We start from the raw sequence: 17,582 nt of genomic DNA, 5'->3' as shown, positions 1-17,582 counted from the left end.
GGTTCATCGCGTCTGACGGTTGAGCCAAAGAAACAGGGGCATGGCCATTCCCTGCGCCAGCAGCGAAAAAAGAATCAACCCCCCCAGAGAGCGGTCGTACAACATCCCCATGACGGCGCTGCCGCCAAACCAGGCGAGGCCATAGCCGGTGTTGAACATACCGTAGGCCGAACCGCGCCGGTCGGGGGGCACCAGTCCGGCAACCACCGCTTTCCAGAGGGATTCCTGGGCACCCATGCCAATCCCCCACAACACCATGCCCCAGATGACCCAGGGACCACCGCCCCAAAAGACGAGCGGTACAAACCCCACCGCCAGGAGCAGGGCCAGCATCAGCATAGGCAAACCCAGGCGATCAAACCCGTACCCCAACAGCAAGGCTGCGATGGCATCCACCCCCATTGCCAAGGCATACAACAAGGGAATGTGCGTCGGCTGCACCACGCCGGTATGTTGCCAATGAAAGGCAATCAGGGGAAAATCCACAAAGCCAGCGGCAATCAACATCACCGCCCCCAAATAGACCCAGAACCGCACGGGCAACGCCTGCCCTTGCCAATCTCGGAGAACCGGCTCAAATTCGCGCGGGTTGGGATACAGCCGTTGCCCAATGACCAGCACCACCAACCCCAGCACTGCCGGGATGGCCAAAATGGCGAATCCCCCCGGATAGCTCCCCCAGGTCGCCAAAACCGCAGTGACCAGCAGCGGCCCGGCCACAGCGCCAATTTGATCCATCGCCTCGTGCACACCAAAGCCCAAGCCTTTCCCAACCCGCATGGCCGCATGGGACAGCAGGACATCGCGCGGGGGCGTGCGAATTGCTTTGCCGGTGCGCTCGGCAATCATCAGACCCGCCAAGACCTCCCAACGGCCAGCAAACGCCATCAGCGGCACCACCACCGTATTCAGCACATAACCAAGGGTGGCGATGCCCCAGTAACGGCGGGTAGAGTCGCTAAGAAAGCCGATGAACAAGCGCAAGCCATAGCTGACGAGTTCTCCCAGCCCCGCTACCCAGCCAACTGTTGTGCCACTGGCGCCCAGGACCCCCAAATAAGCCCCAGTCAGGCTGCGTGCCCCTTCATAGGTCGCATCCGCACAGAGACTCACAAACCCCAGCAACACCACAAATTTCAGGGCCGCCGTCGGGGATTTAGCCATAGGCCACCCGCTCACCTGTACCCATGTTGACCGTGTGGGACGTATGGATACTGAGCTGTCAAAACAGGATTCTTGACACCCTTCCAGGAACACGATGGGTATGACATAGGCAACAGTAAATCAATCAAACAAAGTCATCGGGCCGTTGGGGTTACCACTCATGAATTGGGTGATGTAGGGGTCATCGGTGGTATTTAATTCTTGGGTCGTTCCCTGCCAGCGAATCTGACCGTCGTAGAGCAATAAAATCCGGTCGGTAGTACGGCGAATCGTACTTTCCTGGTGGGTGACAACCACATACGTAGCGGAATGCTGCACTTCTTTTTGCAAATAACGCATTAAATTTTCAATCACTTGCGAGGCAATGGGGTCCAAACCGGTGGTGGGTTCATCGTAAAGCACAATATCCAGGTCATGGCTAGGGTCTTCTGGGTCCTCAATAATTGCCCGTGCCAGTGCCACCCGCCGCCGCATCCCGCCCGACAATTCCGCCGGATACCGGTCGCCCATGCCTTTTAAGCCTACCCGTTCGAGACTCAGTTCCACCAATTCCCGCACCCGCGCTGGCGGCAAATGGCTGTGCTCTGCAAGCAAAAAACCTACATTTTCGGCCACGGTGAGGGAATCAAACAGCGCGGAATTCTGAAACACCATACTGATCCGAGCTTTGCTTGGTACCCCTTCTGCAACCAAGGTTTGGGGTTGTCCCTGCACCCAGACTTCTCCCCGGTCGGGAGCCATCAACCCGGCAATCAGACGCAACGTGGTGGACTTACCCGCACCCGAAGGGCCAATGATGCCCACCGCCTCCCCTGGATAAACGGCAAAACTTACCCCCTTGAGGATCGTCCGCCCACCCAATTCTTTGTAAACGTCCCGAAATTCAATAACAGGCTGGTGCATGACGGTCTGCACTTGAGAACGTTACTTCACACTATAACTCTAAAGGTTCATCCCGCCAAAGGACAACAGTACTGAACAAACCGGCTGTGTTCAACACAGTCGGCACGGCGGCGACAAGGGCACAACAAATTGCTTGGTTACAGGCATGTAAAGCAACTTAGAGTCGGTCTAAATCTGTTGAAACCTGCTGTAAAAATTGGTAAGTGCAGAGTGGTTAAAATGTCCGGTGAAAAAAAAATTAATTTTATCAAATGATTTGGGTTATAAATGAGATTTTTATCCCAAGGTAAACCCCACATTTGGGCAGAAACCTTGAGAATTTGGCAGATTTAATCCTTCTGCATCAGAACCATTGGCGATCCCGGATTTAGGGCGGTCACATTGGAGAAAAGGTCTGCTTGCTGAGAAAAGTTGTCAGTACATCACCAAGCAAATATATTTCCCCTATCCCATCCGTAGCCACAATCGAGCAGAACCAAAGCATTTCCCAGCAAAACCTCGCTCCCTTACCATCTGCTCAATCGCCAGCGGAACTACTATAGCTAAGCATACAAAGGTTGACATGCTATGGGTCGCTGGGCGTAGCCCCACATTGGTTTCCCATAGCGAAGCGTGGCCTAGCCATGAATCTTCAGGCGACAACCTTAACCTACCTAGCTATATTTCATCATCCTGCATGATTAACAAACAGAAACTTCCCGGAACCGAAGATGGGGGCAGTACCCTGGTGACCCCCTGTGCTAAACACATTTAGGGTAAACAATCGTTGCCATTTTACCTATATTTGCCTGAGATGTTTATAACCGACAAATTGCTAATGATTGGCGAGCTTGCGAAATAGAAGTCCGTTCATGTTGACCCAATTCGGCGTTGGGAAAGAGAGGGGAAAATTCCATCTGTCGCACACCAGCGTCACAAACCAACAGATTGTACAGAAAAGAAAACCGGAAGCCAGTTGTGACAAGTTGTGATTAGAAAGAAGACCTACAGGGTTAGGATATGGTTTTGTCCGCAGTACCAGCATCTACCGCCCACAGGGAAACGCTTTCCTTCTTAGCACGCTCCCACGCCGGTTCAACCCACTAGGTATAGATTTCACCCCAAATAATGTAGCCCAATGAACCCCAACGCCAGCTAACCCCTCCTTGCAGGGGCAACCCGTAAAACCCTGATGCACTGAGGGAAAACCCCTATGGGCGATACTGGATTCGAACCAGTGACCCCTTCCGTGTGAAGGAAGTGCGCTACCACTGTGCTAATCGCCCGTAGGATTCTTATTGTAGCAAAATCACGAGGAAAATCGCTTGAGATAACGGGCTTCCCAATTCTTGATTACAATGTACAGCACCGGAACGATGAATAAACTCAGCAAACTGGCAATCCCCATCCCCCCAACGATACAAGTACCGAGAGAACGCCGTGCTGCCGCCCCTGCCCCCGTCGCCATCCACAGCGGCAATGCCCCGATCAACGTCGAAAGTGCCGTCATTAGAATCGGTCGCAGACGTTCCCGACAGGCTTCCAATACCGCTTTGGTGATCCCCAAACCTTCTGCGACCAATTGATTGGCAAATTCCACAATCAAAATGGCATTTTTACTCGCCATACCGATCAACATCACAAAGCCGATTTGGGTGTACACATCAATCGTTAATCCCCGTAAAAAAATCGTTATTAATGCGCCCAATACCGCCAAGGGAACCGTCAGCATGATAATGAAGGGGTCAATATAATTTTCATACTGAGCAGCCAAGGTCAAAAAGACAAACACCACGCCCAACGCAAAAATGCCGATGGCCTGCCCTGCCGATTCAATTTCCTCTAGGGATAATCCCGACCATTCATACCCAAATCCTCGCGGTAAGGTTTGCTTCGCTACTGTTTCCAGAGCTTGAATGGCCTCTCCCGAAGATTTACCCCGACTGGCGACCCCATTGATTTCCACCGAACGGAATAGATTGAAATGACTAATCACCGACGGCGCGGTAATTTGCCGCACTGTGATCAGATTCCCCAGAGAAACCATTTGATTATTTTGCGAGCGAACATAAAACTTATTTAAGTTGGCCGGATTGGTACGGAATACACCGTCTGCTTGCACATAAACCCGATAGGTGCGCTGGAATTGATTAAAGTCATTGACATACGTAGAACCCAGCAAAGTTTGTAAGGTGTTGAAAATGTCTGCCACATTGATCCCCAATGCATTGGCCCGCTCCCGGTTCACTTGCACTTCAATTTGGGGCGTGTTACCACTGAAATCGGCCCGCAATCGGGTCAGTATTGGTCGGTCTGGATTTGGGAATCTTTTGGCCGCCTCCAAAAATTTATCGAGCGTTTCTCCCAACACCGACAAGCCTAGGCCTACCCGGTCCTGTAAATGAAATTCAAAACCACCAAAATTACCCACACCAGCAATAGCTGGTGGCGAAAAAGGAATTACTACTGCTTCTTTAATCCCTAATAATTCGGGGAATAAACCCCGCGCTGGAGGGGGGAAAAAACCACCAATTACCCCAACAACCGACTGCTCTGGTCGCGGACGTTCTGACCAAGGACGCATGGTTGCAAAAATGAGTCCCACATTCGGTGTGGCCCCACTGAAACTAAACCCCCCCACCGCAAAAATGTTGCGAATTTCCGGTCGTTTTTTGAGGACGGCTTCCGCCTTTTGCAACACCCGTTCCGTATATTCCAGCGATACCCCTTGCGGCGCTTGCACAACCGTAATAAAATAACCCTGGTCTTCATCGGGTAAAAACGCTTTGGGCATCAAATTGTAAGCCCCATAGGTGAATACCAAAGCCAGACCAAACAAGGCCAAGATAAAATTCTTTCGTTGCACCACCCATTGCAAGCCCTCCCGATACTGCTCACGCAATTGATCTAAAAATTGATTGATCCGGCGAAAAAGCCAATGGTCGGGCACTTGTCCTGGCCGAATCAAAAGGGCAGCCAAGGTAGGGGTTAAGGTAATGGCATTAAAGGTGGAAATGGTAATGGCAAAGGCAATGGTCAGGGCAAATTGGCGATAGAGTTGCCCTGTGGTTCCCGGTAAAAAAGCAACCGGTATGAACACGGTAATTAACACAATTGATGTGGCAATGACTGCGCCAAAAAGGGCATCCATCGAAGCCATTGCCGCCGGTAGGGGCGCCATCCCATCTTCCTGGATGCGTTTGGTAATATCCTCGACAATCACAATCGCATCATCCACCACCAAACCCGTAGCCAAAGTTAAACCAAATAGGGTGAGGGTATTAATTGAAAAGCCAAAAATTTTCACAAAAATAAACGTCCCCACCAAGGCAACCGGAATGGCAATGGAAGTGATCAAAGCCGACCGCCAGTTCTGCAAAAATAGGAAAATAATCAGGACGACTAAAAATACCGCCAGCAGTAACGAAACAATCACTTCCTGGGTACCAGCTTCCACAAAGAGGGTGGTATCAAACGCAATTTCATACTTCAAGCCGGGCGGAAAGCTTTTTTGCAATTCCTGCATCTTGGCTTTCACCTGCTTGGCAACCGCCAAAGCATTACTCCCTAACTGTTGCCGAATGCCTAAACCTACCCCCCGGTGGGACACCCCATCTTCCGATGTAAATCGCAAAATGGAGCTGTAATTTTCTGCCCCCAATTCCACGCGGGCCACATCCTTAAGCCGGATGAGGGAACCATTGGGTTCAGTGCGGATCACCAACTTGGCAAATTCCTCGGCATTCGCCAACCGTCCCTGCGCCGTTACCGAGTACTGAAATTCCTGACCCGGTGGCACTGGCGGCTGCCCAATTTGTCCTGCCCCCACCTGCAAATTTTGCTCCCGAATCGCTTGCACCACATCCTGGGGCGTGAGATTGCGAGCGGCCAATTTCAAGGGGTCAAGCCAAATGCGCATGGCATATTGCCGTTCCCCAAAAATCTGCACACTGTCCACCCCTTTGATGCGTTTCAGGGCATCGGTAATATACAAGTCGGCATAGTTACTTAGATAAACATCATCATAGCGGTCTTTCCCATTGGCATCCTGTTCGGCATACAGCCCAATGGCTAAGAGGAAACTGCTGTTGGCTTTGGTGATTTGAATCCCCGTGCGATTCACCAAATCCGGTAAGCGAGGTTGCACGCTCGATACCCGATTGCGTACTTCGGTCGCCAGAATATCCAAATTCCGGCCCAGCTCAAAGGTGAGCGCAATGTTGCTGGTGCCATCGTTGGCACTGGTGGATTTGATATACCTCAGCCCATCAATACCGTTTAATTCCCGTTCCAAAAGATTGGTCACGGTGGACTCGACCACTTCCGCATTGGCACCCACATAGCGGGACGTGACCACAATTTGGGGGGGGGTGACATTCGGGTATTGGGCAACTGGTAGGGTAGGAATACAGGCCGCCCCGACAATCACAATAAAGACCGATAAAACGGTGGAAAAAACGGGTCGGCGGATGAAAAAATTGGCAATAGAAAAGATCATGATGGCGGCGCGGGAGAAGCGGTTTTTTGTTCTGTAATCCAGGTGCAATGATTCAACTGTAAAATCCCCGTAGGAATTAGGCGGCTTGTGGGCGTAATGCCGCGCAACACTTCCTGCGTGTTACCAATGATTTTACCCAGTTGCACCGGGGTTTGGACGGCCACCCAATCGTGGGGTTGCAGTCGGGGGGGTGGCCCCGGATTCGGTAGAACGGCACTTTTGCACCCAGATTCCTTAAAGGGTTTGGCGACAAACACAAAATTTTGCCCCCCCAACCGGGAAATGGCAGTCACCGGCACAACCACCCCTGGCCGGGTTGCCCACACCACCCGCACCTGGGCAAATTGGTCGCTGCGGAATCGGCCTTCGGGATTGGCAAAGGCAGCTTTCACCTGCACGGTCTGGCTTTGGGTGTTGACCGTCGGCGCAATAAAAAAGACTCTCCCGGTCTGGATGACCTGCCCCTGGGGGGATAACAACTGCACCGGCAAACCCAGACGCAAATCCGCCGCCCGCTCCAAAGGAATGTCCAGGCTGAGTTCCAGGTTTTGGTTTTCCGTAAGGGTCAACAGGGGGGTGCTGGAGTTGACGAAATCCCCGACCTTGACGGGAATGTTGCCGACTTGCCCCGCAAAGGGCGCCCGAATCAAGTAATTTTGTAAATTGGCCTGGGCTTGGGATAAACTGGCCTGGGCTTGGGATAAACTGGCCTGCGCCCGCACCAACCGCGCCTGTGCCCTGGCGATGGCGGCCTGTTGGGTCATGACCTGGGCTTTGGCCTGCTCCAAACGGGCTTCGGCAGCCCGCAAACGAAACAGACGTTGATCCAACTCTTGCTGGCTGGCCACGCCCTCCCGGAATAACTGCTCAAACCGTTGGTATTCCTGACGGGCCAGTTCCCGGTCCGCCAACAGGGCCGCTTGGTTGGCCTGCACCGCCTGGAGGGTCGCCCGTTCTGCCTGCACATCGGTCCGCGCCGCCGTGACCTCGGCCTGCGCATTTTTGACCGCAGCCTCGCGATTGCGAACCTGCGCCTGCGCTTCGGCGGCATCCACCCGCAGGAGCAATTGCCCGGCCCGTACCGTTGCCCCCGATTGCACCAAAATTGCCTGCACCTGCCCACTGATCCGGGGTTGCAAGGTCACCGACTGGCGGGAATCAAACCGACCCACAAAATCAGAGGTTTCCGCTACCGTCTGCACCTGGGGACGGGTCACCACCACCGGCGAGGGCTGGGGTTTGAGCCGAATGACCGACAGTAAAATCCTGAAAAAACGGTCGTACAATAACCAGCCCCCCAGCATCAGCACGCCCAGGAGCACCCACACCCACCGCCTTTGAACCCAAGGTAATCCCTTGTTCATCCCTGCCCGACCGCCTGTTTCTGGGTTAGTTGGAGCAACGCCGGTGCCCAGGCCAATTCCTCCCGCACCAGGCGCACCGCCTGTTGGTATCGATCCGCAAACAACCCCTGGGTTTTCTGCGCCGGCGAATGGGTCAATCGGGCTTGACACTGTTCCCACCGCTGTTTGGGGGTCAAATCTCCCCAAAAACACAACATCACCGCAAACCGCGCCCGCCTGTTGACCCAACTTTCCCGCTGCTTTTCGATTGGCTCAAACCACCGCTTCCACCCTTGGGGCACCATTTGGTACATCACTCGGCCGGAACCCGCCTCCCCTCTTTGTACAGACAATCTACTGATATGCCCCCGCCGTTTCAACCGCCGTAATAAGGGACAAATCGCCCTGTAATTCACAATGCCAGCAGCTCGGTCACACAAGAGCCATGCAGGGGTTCCCGCCCTCATAGACCCAGAGTTGCCAGCTCCAGCATTGTATCAGGGCGATATGCAGTTGCGTTTAATATAGCACAGCCACCGGGGGGACGAGGTACAGCCGCCGCTTTCTGTAAAAACCCAGAGGTCAGGTTTGGGCAGGACCAGGAATCACTAGACTAGCTAATCACAAGCAATAATTACCCGGATTTTACCTACGGATAAAATTTGGTTATGACAAAATCCCTTCCGTAAGGTTACATAGTTTGTTAAAAAATATCAAAGATTCCCGACACATCCGCAAGGATTTTTAGAATTTTAAGTAGCACAAAGTTATGCACTCACGAGCGGGTTCACCCCTGAACGACGGAGTGCTTAAGGGATGCCTGTGGGCGGGTTAACACGCGGGCGTACTCTTTTTGGGGGATTTTTTCCCATGACTTTGGTTGCGTCTATCCCATCACGATAGGGGGAAGGATCATGCCGGGAATGTCAGAGAAACAGGCGGTATTAACCACAGCGGATTGGTGGGACAATCCCACGCCAACGCCAGCGGCGCCAAAGGATAACAAGCACAACCATTACGACCTCACCACCTTTTTCCAGTGGGATTTAGCACAGGGGAAGGTGACGGATTGGAATGGGGCGGTGAATTTTTTTGCCAGTGAAGACCTGATTACGGGGTTACTCGATGGTTTGACGGAGGAGGTGGGGGAAGCGGCCCCGGTGGTGATGTACCAGATTGGCCGCCAGTGGGGCAGGTTTGACGGGCAGGCCTTTGACCAGTGGTTTACGGAGGAATTTAAGCGTCCGGTGCGCCAGACCAATTTGTTGTTTTTGTTGGAAACCTGGTGGTGGCCGTTTACCGCTCAAGGTTGGGGGCGTTGGGAGGTGGATTTGTCGTTGCAAAAGCAGAATGTGTTGTTGGTGAATATCTTTGATTCGGCGATTGCGCGCACCTTGGGGGTGGTGGGCAAGCCTGTGTGTCATTTGTACGCGGGGTTGTTTGCGGGCTTTTTGAGCCATCTGGTGCAGCGGGCGTTGGAATGTGCGGAAATCCAATGCTATTCGATGGGGGCGACCTACTGCCGGTTTGTGGTGGGCAAAGCGCCGGTGATTCAGCAGGTAAACCAGTGGGTCAGCCAGGGCTTGGGCGTGCGGGAGATTGAGCAGCGACTGGCAGGGGGGCAAGCGGTATGGGCCACGACTTAAATCAGACCGTGCGGGCGTTTTTTGAGGGGTTTCCCTGGCAGGGGCGTCCTTTGGCGGCGCAACAGAACGGCAAGGGGGCGTGGCAGTTAGACCTGACCTTGCCGGTGGCGCAGTTTTGGGGGAGTTGGCCCTGGGGCGGCGTGGCGCTGGCGGCCGATGGGGCTGTAGCGGTGCCGACCCTAGAGGAGTGGATCAGTAGTTGTTGGGGGCAGGAGTAGGGCGATGAATAAAACTGTGATGCACTTATTGAATACGGCAGAACAACGGTATTTGGAAACGGCGGAACAGCAGCAATTGTGGCAGCATTTTCACGCCATGACCAACCGTCTGCAGGTGTATGAACAATTGCGGACCCAGGAGGCGCAGATTTTCCGGCCAGTGGTCCGGCAGATGCCCAATACGGATGAGGCAACGGCAATGGCGGCCTTGCGGGATTGGGTGGGGGCGTTGCGGGGGGCGGCCCTGGCGATGGTGCTGGATGACCCGGAGTTTTTTGAGCACCGGGTGGGGCAGTGGTTGCAGGCGCGCCCGCGCAGTCCTTTGCATACGACCCTGGGGCAATTGTTGCACGCCCAATTGAAAACGGTTTTGGGGGCGCAGGGGTGGCCGTTGTTGGCGCCCTATTGGGAGCAGGCGCAGCGGTGTTTGGGCTGTCTGTGAGTCCTTAACCATTTACAGGAGGCTGGGTCATGAATTTGGAGACATTGCTCAATCAGCCGGTGCCGACGGACTACTTTGCGCCGGGGGCGTATGTGCAGGGGGATTTGGAACTGGGCACCCTGAGCAACCGGCGGGGCAACCGCTTGGTAGCCATTCCCGAACACCTGGTGCGGGGGATTTATGCCGGTTTAGAGCAGGAAATCGGCAAGGCCACGCCCCTGGTGTTGCAACGCTGTGGGCGGCACTGGGGCCAGCATCTGTTTGCCCGGTTGGCGGAAGAACTGGCGGAATACTACGGCAAACCCCTGGCGGAATTGACCATGCAGGAGTTGGTGTACTGCCTGAGCCGCTGCTGGCAGGTGCATGGCTGGGGGCAATTGCATCTGGATTGGAGCTATAGCCACCGGGGGTTGATCCTGGTTAGCATCCAAAATTCCCCCTGGGTGCAACCCCAGAGCGGTCAAAGTCAGCCTGCGGCCTACGTAGAGGTGGGCGTGCTGGAGGTGTTGTTTCGCCAGTTGACCGGACGGGAGGTGCAATGCGTCCAAATCGCCTGCATTTCCCAGGGGCAGGAGGGCAACCGGTTTCTCATCGGCCTGCCCGAACAGGTGCAACCCGTGGTGGATTGGGTGCAAAGCGGGATGGATGCGGCCACCATTCTCCAACGACTCCGTAGCTAGCCGTCAGCCATGACCTGGGCAGTGCGTTTGGAACCAATTGGCGTCACGGCCAATTTAGAGGATGGGCAATCCCTGATCGAGGCGCTGGTCAACAACGGCCTGCACGTGTTGCAAGAATGCGGTCGGCGGGGGATGTGCGCCACCTGCCATGTCTATATCCAAAGCGGCATGGAACACCTTAGCCCCAAAAACCGCCGGGAAGAACGCACGCTCTCTATGGTGGCCACCGCCAAACCCAACTCCCGCCTGGCCTGCCAAACCAAAGTCCAGGGCAACGGGGTGGTGGTGCAGGTGCCCCAGGGGATGTACGTGGACGTGATGGAGGACATCGAAGCCCTGATTGGCCGCCGCACGGAACAGGACCTGGTGCATCCGCTTACCGGGGAGGTGTTGGTGGAAACAGGCAAACTCATCACCCGCTCGATTGTGGACCAACTGCGTGATACGCGCATTCAAGTCAGCGAATACCTCAAACAAACCAGCGAAGCCAGTTTGTAAAACCTTGTTTGCAGGAGGCAAGCCATGCTTACCGAACTGAAGCAACTCACCCTCACCGCCGACGGTCGCTACATTACCCCAGAGGAATGGCAACCCGTCGAGACCTATCTAGCCGAAATGCGCCAGCGCTTTAGCGCCTACGGGAAAATCAAGGCCGCCGAAGCGGAAATTTTGCAGGAAGTGGAACGCCGTTTGTTAATGCGTTCGCCCCGCTTTTTCTACAAAAACAACCGGGATATGGCCAGCATTTGCCGCCGGGACCGCACCGACGTTTTGCGCTACATTGCCGCCACTTTGCTCACAGGGGACATCACCGCCTACAAACAACGTCTCCTCTGCTGGCTGCAGACAATTGCCCGCTCCTTCCAAGACCAGGAGGCCGCCCGCCAATCCTACACCGTCCTGGGCGAAGTCCTCAAAGAACGCTTAACGCCGCAGGAATTTGCCCTGGTGCATCCAATTGTAGAACTGACTGCGGAAATGCTGGGCAGTTAATACCCAGGCGGTCGGGGAACAGAATGCCTCTTTTTTGCTCCCCGCCCAGCCATCCTTGGGTATGCGACAATGGACCTAGGTAAAACTACGCTCCCACATCTCCTGTAAACATTTGTCAAAAGTGTTGTTTGGCAAACATTAAATTTGTCTAAAATATGATTATTGCAACTGCACAAACACTTCACTTGCGTCTGGCACGAAGGACTTTTCTTCCTGAGGATAATGCCTTGGGAAAAGGGGGATGGTGGGCTGGATGCAGGGTGATTTTGTGTTAAAAAAAATGGGAAAAAAGTGGTTAGCCCCTCGGAGGTGACATCCATGAACAAACTGTCGGTTTTTTGCAAGTATATTATCCGCAAGATTCTGAGCAAGTATCGCGGGCAATTAAAGTCGGTTTTGGTGCCAGGCGCGGAGCCGGAAATTTCTACGGTGTGTGATCTGGATGCGGCGCTTGTGGATTTGTATTTGGAGGAGGAGCAGGTCAACCAGGCGGTTGCAGAACTGGAGCATTTGACTTCGGTGTATAAGCAGTTGGAAGCAGAGCCGTTGGCGCATCAACGGGATTTGGGGATCATCGAGGGGAAAATTCTTTGGATTCTGGGGCTGAAATGTCTGGTGGATGTGGTCTAAAGGCCTGGGCGTCACACCGGTAGGGGAATGGCGGCGACCAGTTCCCGCAAAATGGCTTCCGATTCCTGGCGATGGGTTTGCAGGTCCTGCCCCGGATTGTTCAAGGCCAACCGATGGGCCAGGACGGGGATCAGCAATTCGCTCACGTCATCGGGCACGCAGTAGGTACGCCCCTGCACCAAGGCCCGGGCCTTGGCCGCCCGCACCAGCGCCAACGCCCCCCGTGTGGACACACCCGCCCGCAATACCGGTGCAGTGCGCGTTGCCGTCACCACCTGCAAGATGTAATCCACCAGGGACTCTTCTATCATGATCCGATCCACCTGCGCTTGGAGGCTGAGCAATTCCGCCAAAGACAGCACCGCACCCAACTGTTCTACCGGTTCTTCCCGTTGCCGATTCAAGAGCAATTTTTTCTCGATGCTGCGGTCGGGATAGCCGATGGACAGGCGCACCAAAAAGCGGTCCAATTGGCTTTCGGGCAAGGGGTAGGTGCCGTGATATTCGATGGGATTTTGGGTGGCCAGAACAATAAACGGCTTGGGCAAAGGATAGGTTTGGTCGTCAATGGAAACCCGTTGCTCGGCCATTGCTTCGAGCAGAGCGCTTTGGGTGCGGGGCGAGGTGCGATTGATTTCATCGGCAAGAATCACATTGGCAAAAATCGGGCCAGGGCGAAATTCAAATCGGGCTTGATTGCGGTCAAAAATCGTCACCCCCAAAATATCGGCGGGCAAGAGGTCACTGGTGAATTGAATGCGCTGAAATTTACCGCCAATACTGCGGGCAATCGCCTGGGTCAAGGTGGTTTTGCCCACCCCCGGTACATCCTCGATCAGAATATGGCCCCCGGCAATGACCGCCGTCACCACCTGTTCTACTACCTGGGGTTTGCCCAAAAAAACGGAACTGATATTGGCGGTCAATTTGGCAATGGGTGAGTCGCTCATGGGGTCACCGGGGCAGGGGCAACGGGCCTAAAAATCTGTTTCCAGGCGCGGACGGTATTCACACCGATTTCGCTGTCAATCAACTCGCCCGCTTCCGTGACCAGCCGCAGAAGTACCTTGGCTTCCGGGGCTTGGGCAAGTGCTGCCTGTACCTTCGCATCCAGGGGAAAGGTATTGTGCTGCCCCTGGGTCAACAACCACTGGGTATCGCCAATTTTGATGTGCGCTTCCACAATCCTGCGGCTGGTATCCACCTGCCCACAACGCCAACCCCCCACCGGGAAATAAAAAACATAGCCCACGTAGGCGCGGGTGCATTGGCTGCCCAAGCCGACCAAAAACCGAACCCGCTGAGGCTGCCACAGACTCAACACCGTCACCCGCGGGATTTCCCCCCGGCTAAATTCATGCCGGTCAAACACGCCCAACTGTTCCCCCTCAAAAGGGTCCCTGACGCGCACCGGTTGTGACCAAGGCACTTGCATTCCCACCGCCAAAGCCGCCGATTCCACCACCGGTAGAGGGGTTTCCGCCTGCACCCACCCTGTTGTCATCACCACACCTGCGACCAGCACCGCCAACCCCTGAACCCCCCGCATTGCTTCGCCCTTTCGGTTTGTCCTGTGTTGCTTGCCCGGCTGGTGGTGTCTTTTTGAAGATAACATACATAACCCAGGTTCAGAGTGGGCAAGAATGGTGTAATCGCCACCCCTTCGCCCTGTGTTAAAACAAAATGGCTGGCATTTGTTCCCTTGGCATCATGCAAGCGGTACTCCTGTGGATTCTCTGGCTGGGGTTTGTAGGGTATGCGTTTACCCTGGCGCCCCCGGCGCAGCCGGACACCTGGGATTTAATCCAACGGTTGATTCGGTTTGATGTGGCGGGCGTCAACCCGCTGGTCGTGGCCCTGTTTAACCTCATGGGGGTCTGGCCGGGGATTTACGCTGCCGTGTTGCTGACCGATGGGCGGGGGCAAAAAATCCCTGCTTGGCCGTTTGTGGCGGGTTCTTTTGCCCTGGGCGCGTTTGCCCTGTTGCCCTATCTGGCGTTGCGCCGCCCGTTTCCCCGCTGGCATGGCCCGGTGTCGCCTGTCCTACGCCTTTGGAATAGCCGCATCCTGGGGGCGGTGTGGTTGCTGTTGAGTGTGGGCTTTTTGGCCTATGGGTTGGTTTGGGGTTCCTGGGCGGACTGGTGGCAGGCGTTTCAAACCAGCCGTTTTATCCATGTGATGAGCCTGGATTTCTTGCTGCTGTGCGTTCTTTTTCCCCTGGCGCTGGGGGATGACCTAAGCCGTCGCGGTGTGTCGCCCAATTCCTGGTTGGCGCGGGTGTCGCTGCTGCCCTTGGTAGGACCGGCGCTGTATCTTACGGTGCGTCCGCCGTTGCCGGATTAGGGGTGGGTTGAGGTTAGAACCTGGTGCATCTGGCGGAGAACCCGTAACCGCAACGCGGTAAGGTGCTGTTTTTGGGCGGGGGTGAGCTCGAGATGTTGGGTGTTTTGCCAAAGGTTGTGGGCCGTCCACCGGGCTTGTTGGGCAGGGGTGAGAATGGCGTTGGCCTGCTGTTGGGCGTGGGCGTAAATTTCCTGAAGCTGGGTCTGCTGTTGGGGGGTCAATGCCAACGGGTCGGTCAAGGGGACGACCGGGGCAATGTCCGGCGATTGAACCAATTCCGGGCTCAGGGCAGGCGCACTCAACACCAGCCCCAGCAGCACGGGCAGCAACATTAATCCCATATATCTGCAAAATGGGCGGTACTATTTACTCAGACGGGATGGGGCAAGGCTTGTTCCCCCAGGTGATACATTAGGAAGGACGCAAAAGGAAGACAGGGGCAGGGTCATGGCCTTACCACCGGTGCAAATTGGTGTGATTGGCGGCAGTGGTTTGTACCAAATGCCCGGTCTGACGGGGGTGCAGGAGGTGGTGGTGCCGACTCCCTTTGGCGACCCGTCCGATGCCATCCTGGTTGGGGAATTGGCCGGAGTGCCGGTGGCGTTTTTGGCGCGACATGGGCGACATCATCACCTGTTGCCCAGCGAAATTCCGGCCCGCGCAAATATCTATGCTCTGAAAACCCTGGGAGTGGCCTACATTATTTCCGTGTCGGCGGTGGGTTCCCTGCGCCCGGAGGTCAAACCCCTCGATCTGGTGGTTGTTGATCAGTTCCTTGACCGCACCCGCAACCGGATTTCCACCTTTTTTGGCGAGGGCATTGTCGCCCACATTAGCTTTGCCGAACCGGTGTGTCCTGCCCTGGCACAGGTGTTGGTGGCGGCGATTACGGAACTCCATTTACCCAATGTCACCGTGCATCCCAGGGGAACCTATCTGTGTATGGAAGGGCCGGCGTTTTCGACGCGCGCGGAATCGGAACTCTACCGCAGTTGGGGGGCGACGGTGATCGGCATGACCAATTTGCCGGAGGCGAAACTGGCGCGGGAGGCGGAAATTGCCTATGCCACTTTGGCGCTGGCGACGGATTACGACTGTTGGCACCCCGAACACGCCAGCGTCTCGGTGGAACTGGTGCTGAGCAATCTCCGCCAGAATGTGGCCCATGCCCAGGCAGTCATTCACAAAGCAGTTGCCAAAATTGCAGCAAATCCCCCGGTATCCAAAGCCCATCGCGCCCTCAAAAATGCCATTATGACTCCCTTGGACAAAGTACCCCCGGCGACGCTGGCCAAATTGCGCCCAATTTTGGCCCCCTACCTCAAAAGTGAGCAGGGAACCTAAATCAGGCGAAAACATCAAAAATAAACCCCATTGGTTCCCCTCAATTGGGAGTAAGATGCGGTAATTCCTGTGTGACAAAATCGGGTCACGTCCTCACCGCACTCGCGTATCTATGGCATCTTTGATCTGCCGGTCTGCCGAGTAAATGTATGCTCTGATACAACCTTACTTAAAAATCCAGGTAAGTTAGAAATTTGAGGCATTGCCAGGTTGTCTGAGTGGGCAATTGTCAAGGGGTGGCGAAGGAGGGATTACTTAATTTTCTACTCACTTTGATTAATGCTTGTTGCCTAATGGCTGCAAATTATTAAATTTTATAAAAAATATGAGAATTTTTTATTTTTATAACAAGATGGTTCTCATGGTTTATAGCGGGATCATGGGTGATAATTATGAAGTAGGTAGATAGTCCTAGCAGGAATAGTTATGTACGAAAATGGATTCAAGGATATCGGAGCAGGTATGTGGTCGAATTCCCTAGCGGCGATAGACCAGGCGGTGGTTTTGGCTGATAAAGAGGGACGCTGGCTGTGGGTGAATGAGGCGACTGCCCATTTGTTGGGGCGACCTGTGGCGGAGTTGGTGGGGCAATGTGGGGTAACGCTTTTACCGGGATGGCCGCAGGAATATCCCCCCCGCACCTTGTCTAAAACCACCTATCAACATCCTGACGGTAGCACCCGCTTTTTGGCGGTGGAATCCGTCTGTATGCCCCTGCCGTCTTTAAGTCTGTTCATTCTCTATCCCTTGCCCTCGACAGGGTACCTCAAGGAGATGAGTAGCCGCACGCTGTTTAACCTGTTGCCGGTGGGCGTGGTCATTACCGATGTCAATGGAGCAGCAGTGGACATGAATCCGGCGGCAATGGAACTTTTGGGGATACGCGACCCTGCCGACTACCAACTGGGGCGCAAGCAATGGCAGGTATGGGATGAACAGGGCAATCCCCTACCCCCGGAGACCTGGGCGTCGGTGCGGGCATGGCGCGAACATCGGGTGTTGCGCAACTACATCCAAAAAGTTCAGACCCCAGATGGTATCACACGTTGGTTGGCGGTGAGTGCGGCGCCCTTGCCTACCGGAGGGGTCGTGATCACCTATGCGGATGTAACGCCACAAAAACAGCTTGAGGAACGTCTGCAATACAAAATCAATCAAGAGTACATTCTTGGTCAAGTCGTGCAAGCGATGGGTAGCTCCCTGGAATTAGCGGAAATTTTTCAGGTGGCGGCCAAAACCATTAGCACGACTTTGAAGCTGGAGACATTTATCGTCCAATATCTGCCGGAAGCCAAATGCTGGCAACCGAAAGTTCATGCCCTACCCGATGGTTCCTTGATGCCTCTAGGCAATAACGTACCGGATCAAGACAATCCCATCTCTGAACAATTGAGGCAAA

The 17,582-nt window shown here is 54.6% G+C and carries 18 protein-coding genes and 1 tRNA gene; 10 read left to right on the top strand and 9 right to left on the bottom strand.

What is annotated here, in order from left to right:
- Positions 1-3: 3 nt before the first annotated feature.
- From ACWISF_RS01550 to ACWISF_RS01525, 6 genes are all read right to left on the bottom strand, one after another.
- Positions 4-1,164, bottom strand: a complete 1,161-nt coding sequence (locus ACWISF_RS01550) for an MFS transporter (RefSeq protein WP_448379837.1) — start codon at positions 1,162-1,164, stop codon at positions 4-6.
- 120 nt (positions 1,165-1,284) lie between these two features.
- Positions 1,285-2,067: an ABC transporter ATP-binding protein gene (locus ACWISF_RS01545; RefSeq protein ID WP_448379836.1), complete on the bottom strand. Its 783-nt coding sequence runs from the start codon at positions 2,065-2,067 to the stop codon at positions 1,285-1,287.
- A gap of 1,193 nt (positions 2,068-3,260) precedes the next feature.
- Positions 3,261-3,332, bottom strand: a tRNA-Val gene (locus tag ACWISF_RS01540).
- A gap of 23 nt (positions 3,333-3,355) precedes the next feature.
- Positions 3,356-6,544, bottom strand: coding sequence for an efflux RND transporter permease subunit (locus tag ACWISF_RS01535; protein ID WP_448379835.1), 3,189 nt, complete (start codon positions 6,542-6,544; stop codon positions 3,356-3,358).
- Complete coding sequence (locus ACWISF_RS01530) at positions 6,541-7,872, bottom strand: efflux RND transporter periplasmic adaptor subunit (RefSeq protein WP_448379834.1); 1,332 nt, start codon at positions 7,870-7,872, stop codon at positions 6,541-6,543. The genes ACWISF_RS01535 and ACWISF_RS01530 overlap by 4 nt, the downstream gene beginning before the upstream one ends.
- A 32-nt stretch (positions 7,873-7,904) precedes the next feature.
- The gene (locus ACWISF_RS01525; protein ID WP_448379833.1) at positions 7,905-8,201 is read right to left on the bottom strand and encodes a hypothetical protein; all 297 of its coding nucleotides are present in this window, start codon (positions 8,199-8,201) and stop codon (positions 7,905-7,907) included.
- Between the two features lie 600 nt (positions 8,202-8,801).
- On the opposite strand from ACWISF_RS01525, the gene ACWISF_RS01520 reads away from it, so the two are divergent.
- The 7 genes from ACWISF_RS01520 to ACWISF_RS01490 all read left to right on the top strand — a co-directional run bounded on the left by ACWISF_RS01520 (position 8,802) and on the right by ACWISF_RS01490 (position 12,496).
- On the top strand, positions 8,802-9,533 hold the full coding sequence (locus tag ACWISF_RS01520; protein WP_448379832.1) for a V4R domain-containing protein: 732 nt from the start codon (positions 8,802-8,804) through the stop codon (positions 9,531-9,533).
- Positions 9,518-9,751: a hypothetical protein gene (locus tag ACWISF_RS01515; RefSeq protein ID WP_448379831.1), complete on the top strand. Its 234-nt coding sequence runs from the start codon at positions 9,518-9,520 to the stop codon at positions 9,749-9,751. The genes ACWISF_RS01520 and ACWISF_RS01515 overlap by 16 nt, the downstream gene beginning before the upstream one ends.
- A gap of 4 nt (positions 9,752-9,755) precedes the next feature.
- Entirely contained in the window at positions 9,756-10,193 is a 438-nt protein-coding gene (locus ACWISF_RS01510) for a hypothetical protein (RefSeq protein WP_448379830.1), read from the top strand.
- Between the two features lie 29 nt (positions 10,194-10,222).
- Positions 10,223-10,873 (top strand): 4-vinyl reductase, encoded by a 651-nt coding sequence (locus tag ACWISF_RS01505; RefSeq protein ID WP_448379829.1) that lies wholly within the window; start codon positions 10,223-10,225, stop codon positions 10,871-10,873.
- A gap of 9 nt (positions 10,874-10,882) precedes the next feature.
- Positions 10,883-11,371: a 2Fe-2S iron-sulfur cluster-binding protein gene (locus tag ACWISF_RS01500; protein WP_448379828.1), complete on the top strand. Its 489-nt coding sequence runs from the start codon at positions 10,883-10,885 to the stop codon at positions 11,369-11,371.
- 24 nt (positions 11,372-11,395) lie between these two features.
- Entirely contained in the window at positions 11,396-11,866 is a 471-nt protein-coding gene (locus ACWISF_RS01495) for a hypothetical protein (RefSeq protein ID WP_448379827.1), read from the top strand.
- A gap of 318 nt (positions 11,867-12,184) precedes the next feature.
- Complete coding sequence (locus ACWISF_RS01490; RefSeq protein WP_448379826.1) at positions 12,185-12,496, top strand: hypothetical protein; 312 nt, start codon at positions 12,185-12,187, stop codon at positions 12,494-12,496.
- Between the two features lie 11 nt (positions 12,497-12,507).
- Here ACWISF_RS01490 and ACWISF_RS01485 read toward each other — a convergent pair whose 3' ends face one another.
- Positions 12,508-13,446 carry an AAA family ATPase gene (locus ACWISF_RS01485; RefSeq protein WP_448379825.1) on the bottom strand — a complete coding sequence of 313 codons (939 nt, stop codon included), beginning with the start codon at positions 13,444-13,446 and terminating at the stop codon, positions 12,508-12,510.
- Positions 13,443-14,045: a hypothetical protein gene (locus ACWISF_RS01480; protein WP_448379824.1), complete on the bottom strand. Its 603-nt coding sequence runs from the start codon at positions 14,043-14,045 to the stop codon at positions 13,443-13,445. Before ACWISF_RS01480 ends, ACWISF_RS01485 begins: the two co-directional genes overlap by 4 nt.
- Before the next feature lie 161 nt (positions 14,046-14,206).
- Between ACWISF_RS01480 and ACWISF_RS01475 the strand changes: the two genes are divergently transcribed.
- A complete protein-coding gene (locus ACWISF_RS01475) occupies positions 14,207-14,839 on the top strand; it encodes a DUF2834 domain-containing protein (RefSeq protein WP_448379823.1) in 633 nt (210 codons plus the stop codon).
- On the opposite strand, the gene ACWISF_RS01470 is transcribed toward ACWISF_RS01475, so the two are convergent.
- Entirely contained in the window at positions 14,836-15,180 is a 345-nt protein-coding gene (locus tag ACWISF_RS01470; protein WP_448379822.1) for a hypothetical protein, read from the bottom strand. The genes ACWISF_RS01475 and ACWISF_RS01470 overlap by 4 nt on opposite strands.
- 106 nt (positions 15,181-15,286) lie before the next feature.
- On the opposite strand from ACWISF_RS01470, the gene ACWISF_RS01465 reads away from it, so the two are divergent.
- The gene (locus tag ACWISF_RS01465; protein ID WP_448379821.1) at positions 15,287-16,183 is read left to right on the top strand and encodes an S-methyl-5'-thioadenosine phosphorylase; all 897 of its coding nucleotides are present in this window, start codon (positions 15,287-15,289) and stop codon (positions 16,181-16,183) included.
- Positions 16,184-16,645: 462 nt separating this feature from the next.
- Positions 16,646-17,582, top strand: a 937-nt coding sequence (locus ACWISF_RS01460; RefSeq protein WP_448379820.1) for a PAS domain-containing protein, incomplete at its 3' end; no start/stop codon positions are given.

The organism is Gloeomargarita sp. (genome assembly GCF_053491055.1).
Note: the sequence above shows the minus strand (reverse complement) of the source record. Positions and strands in the feature narration are given on the sequence as shown.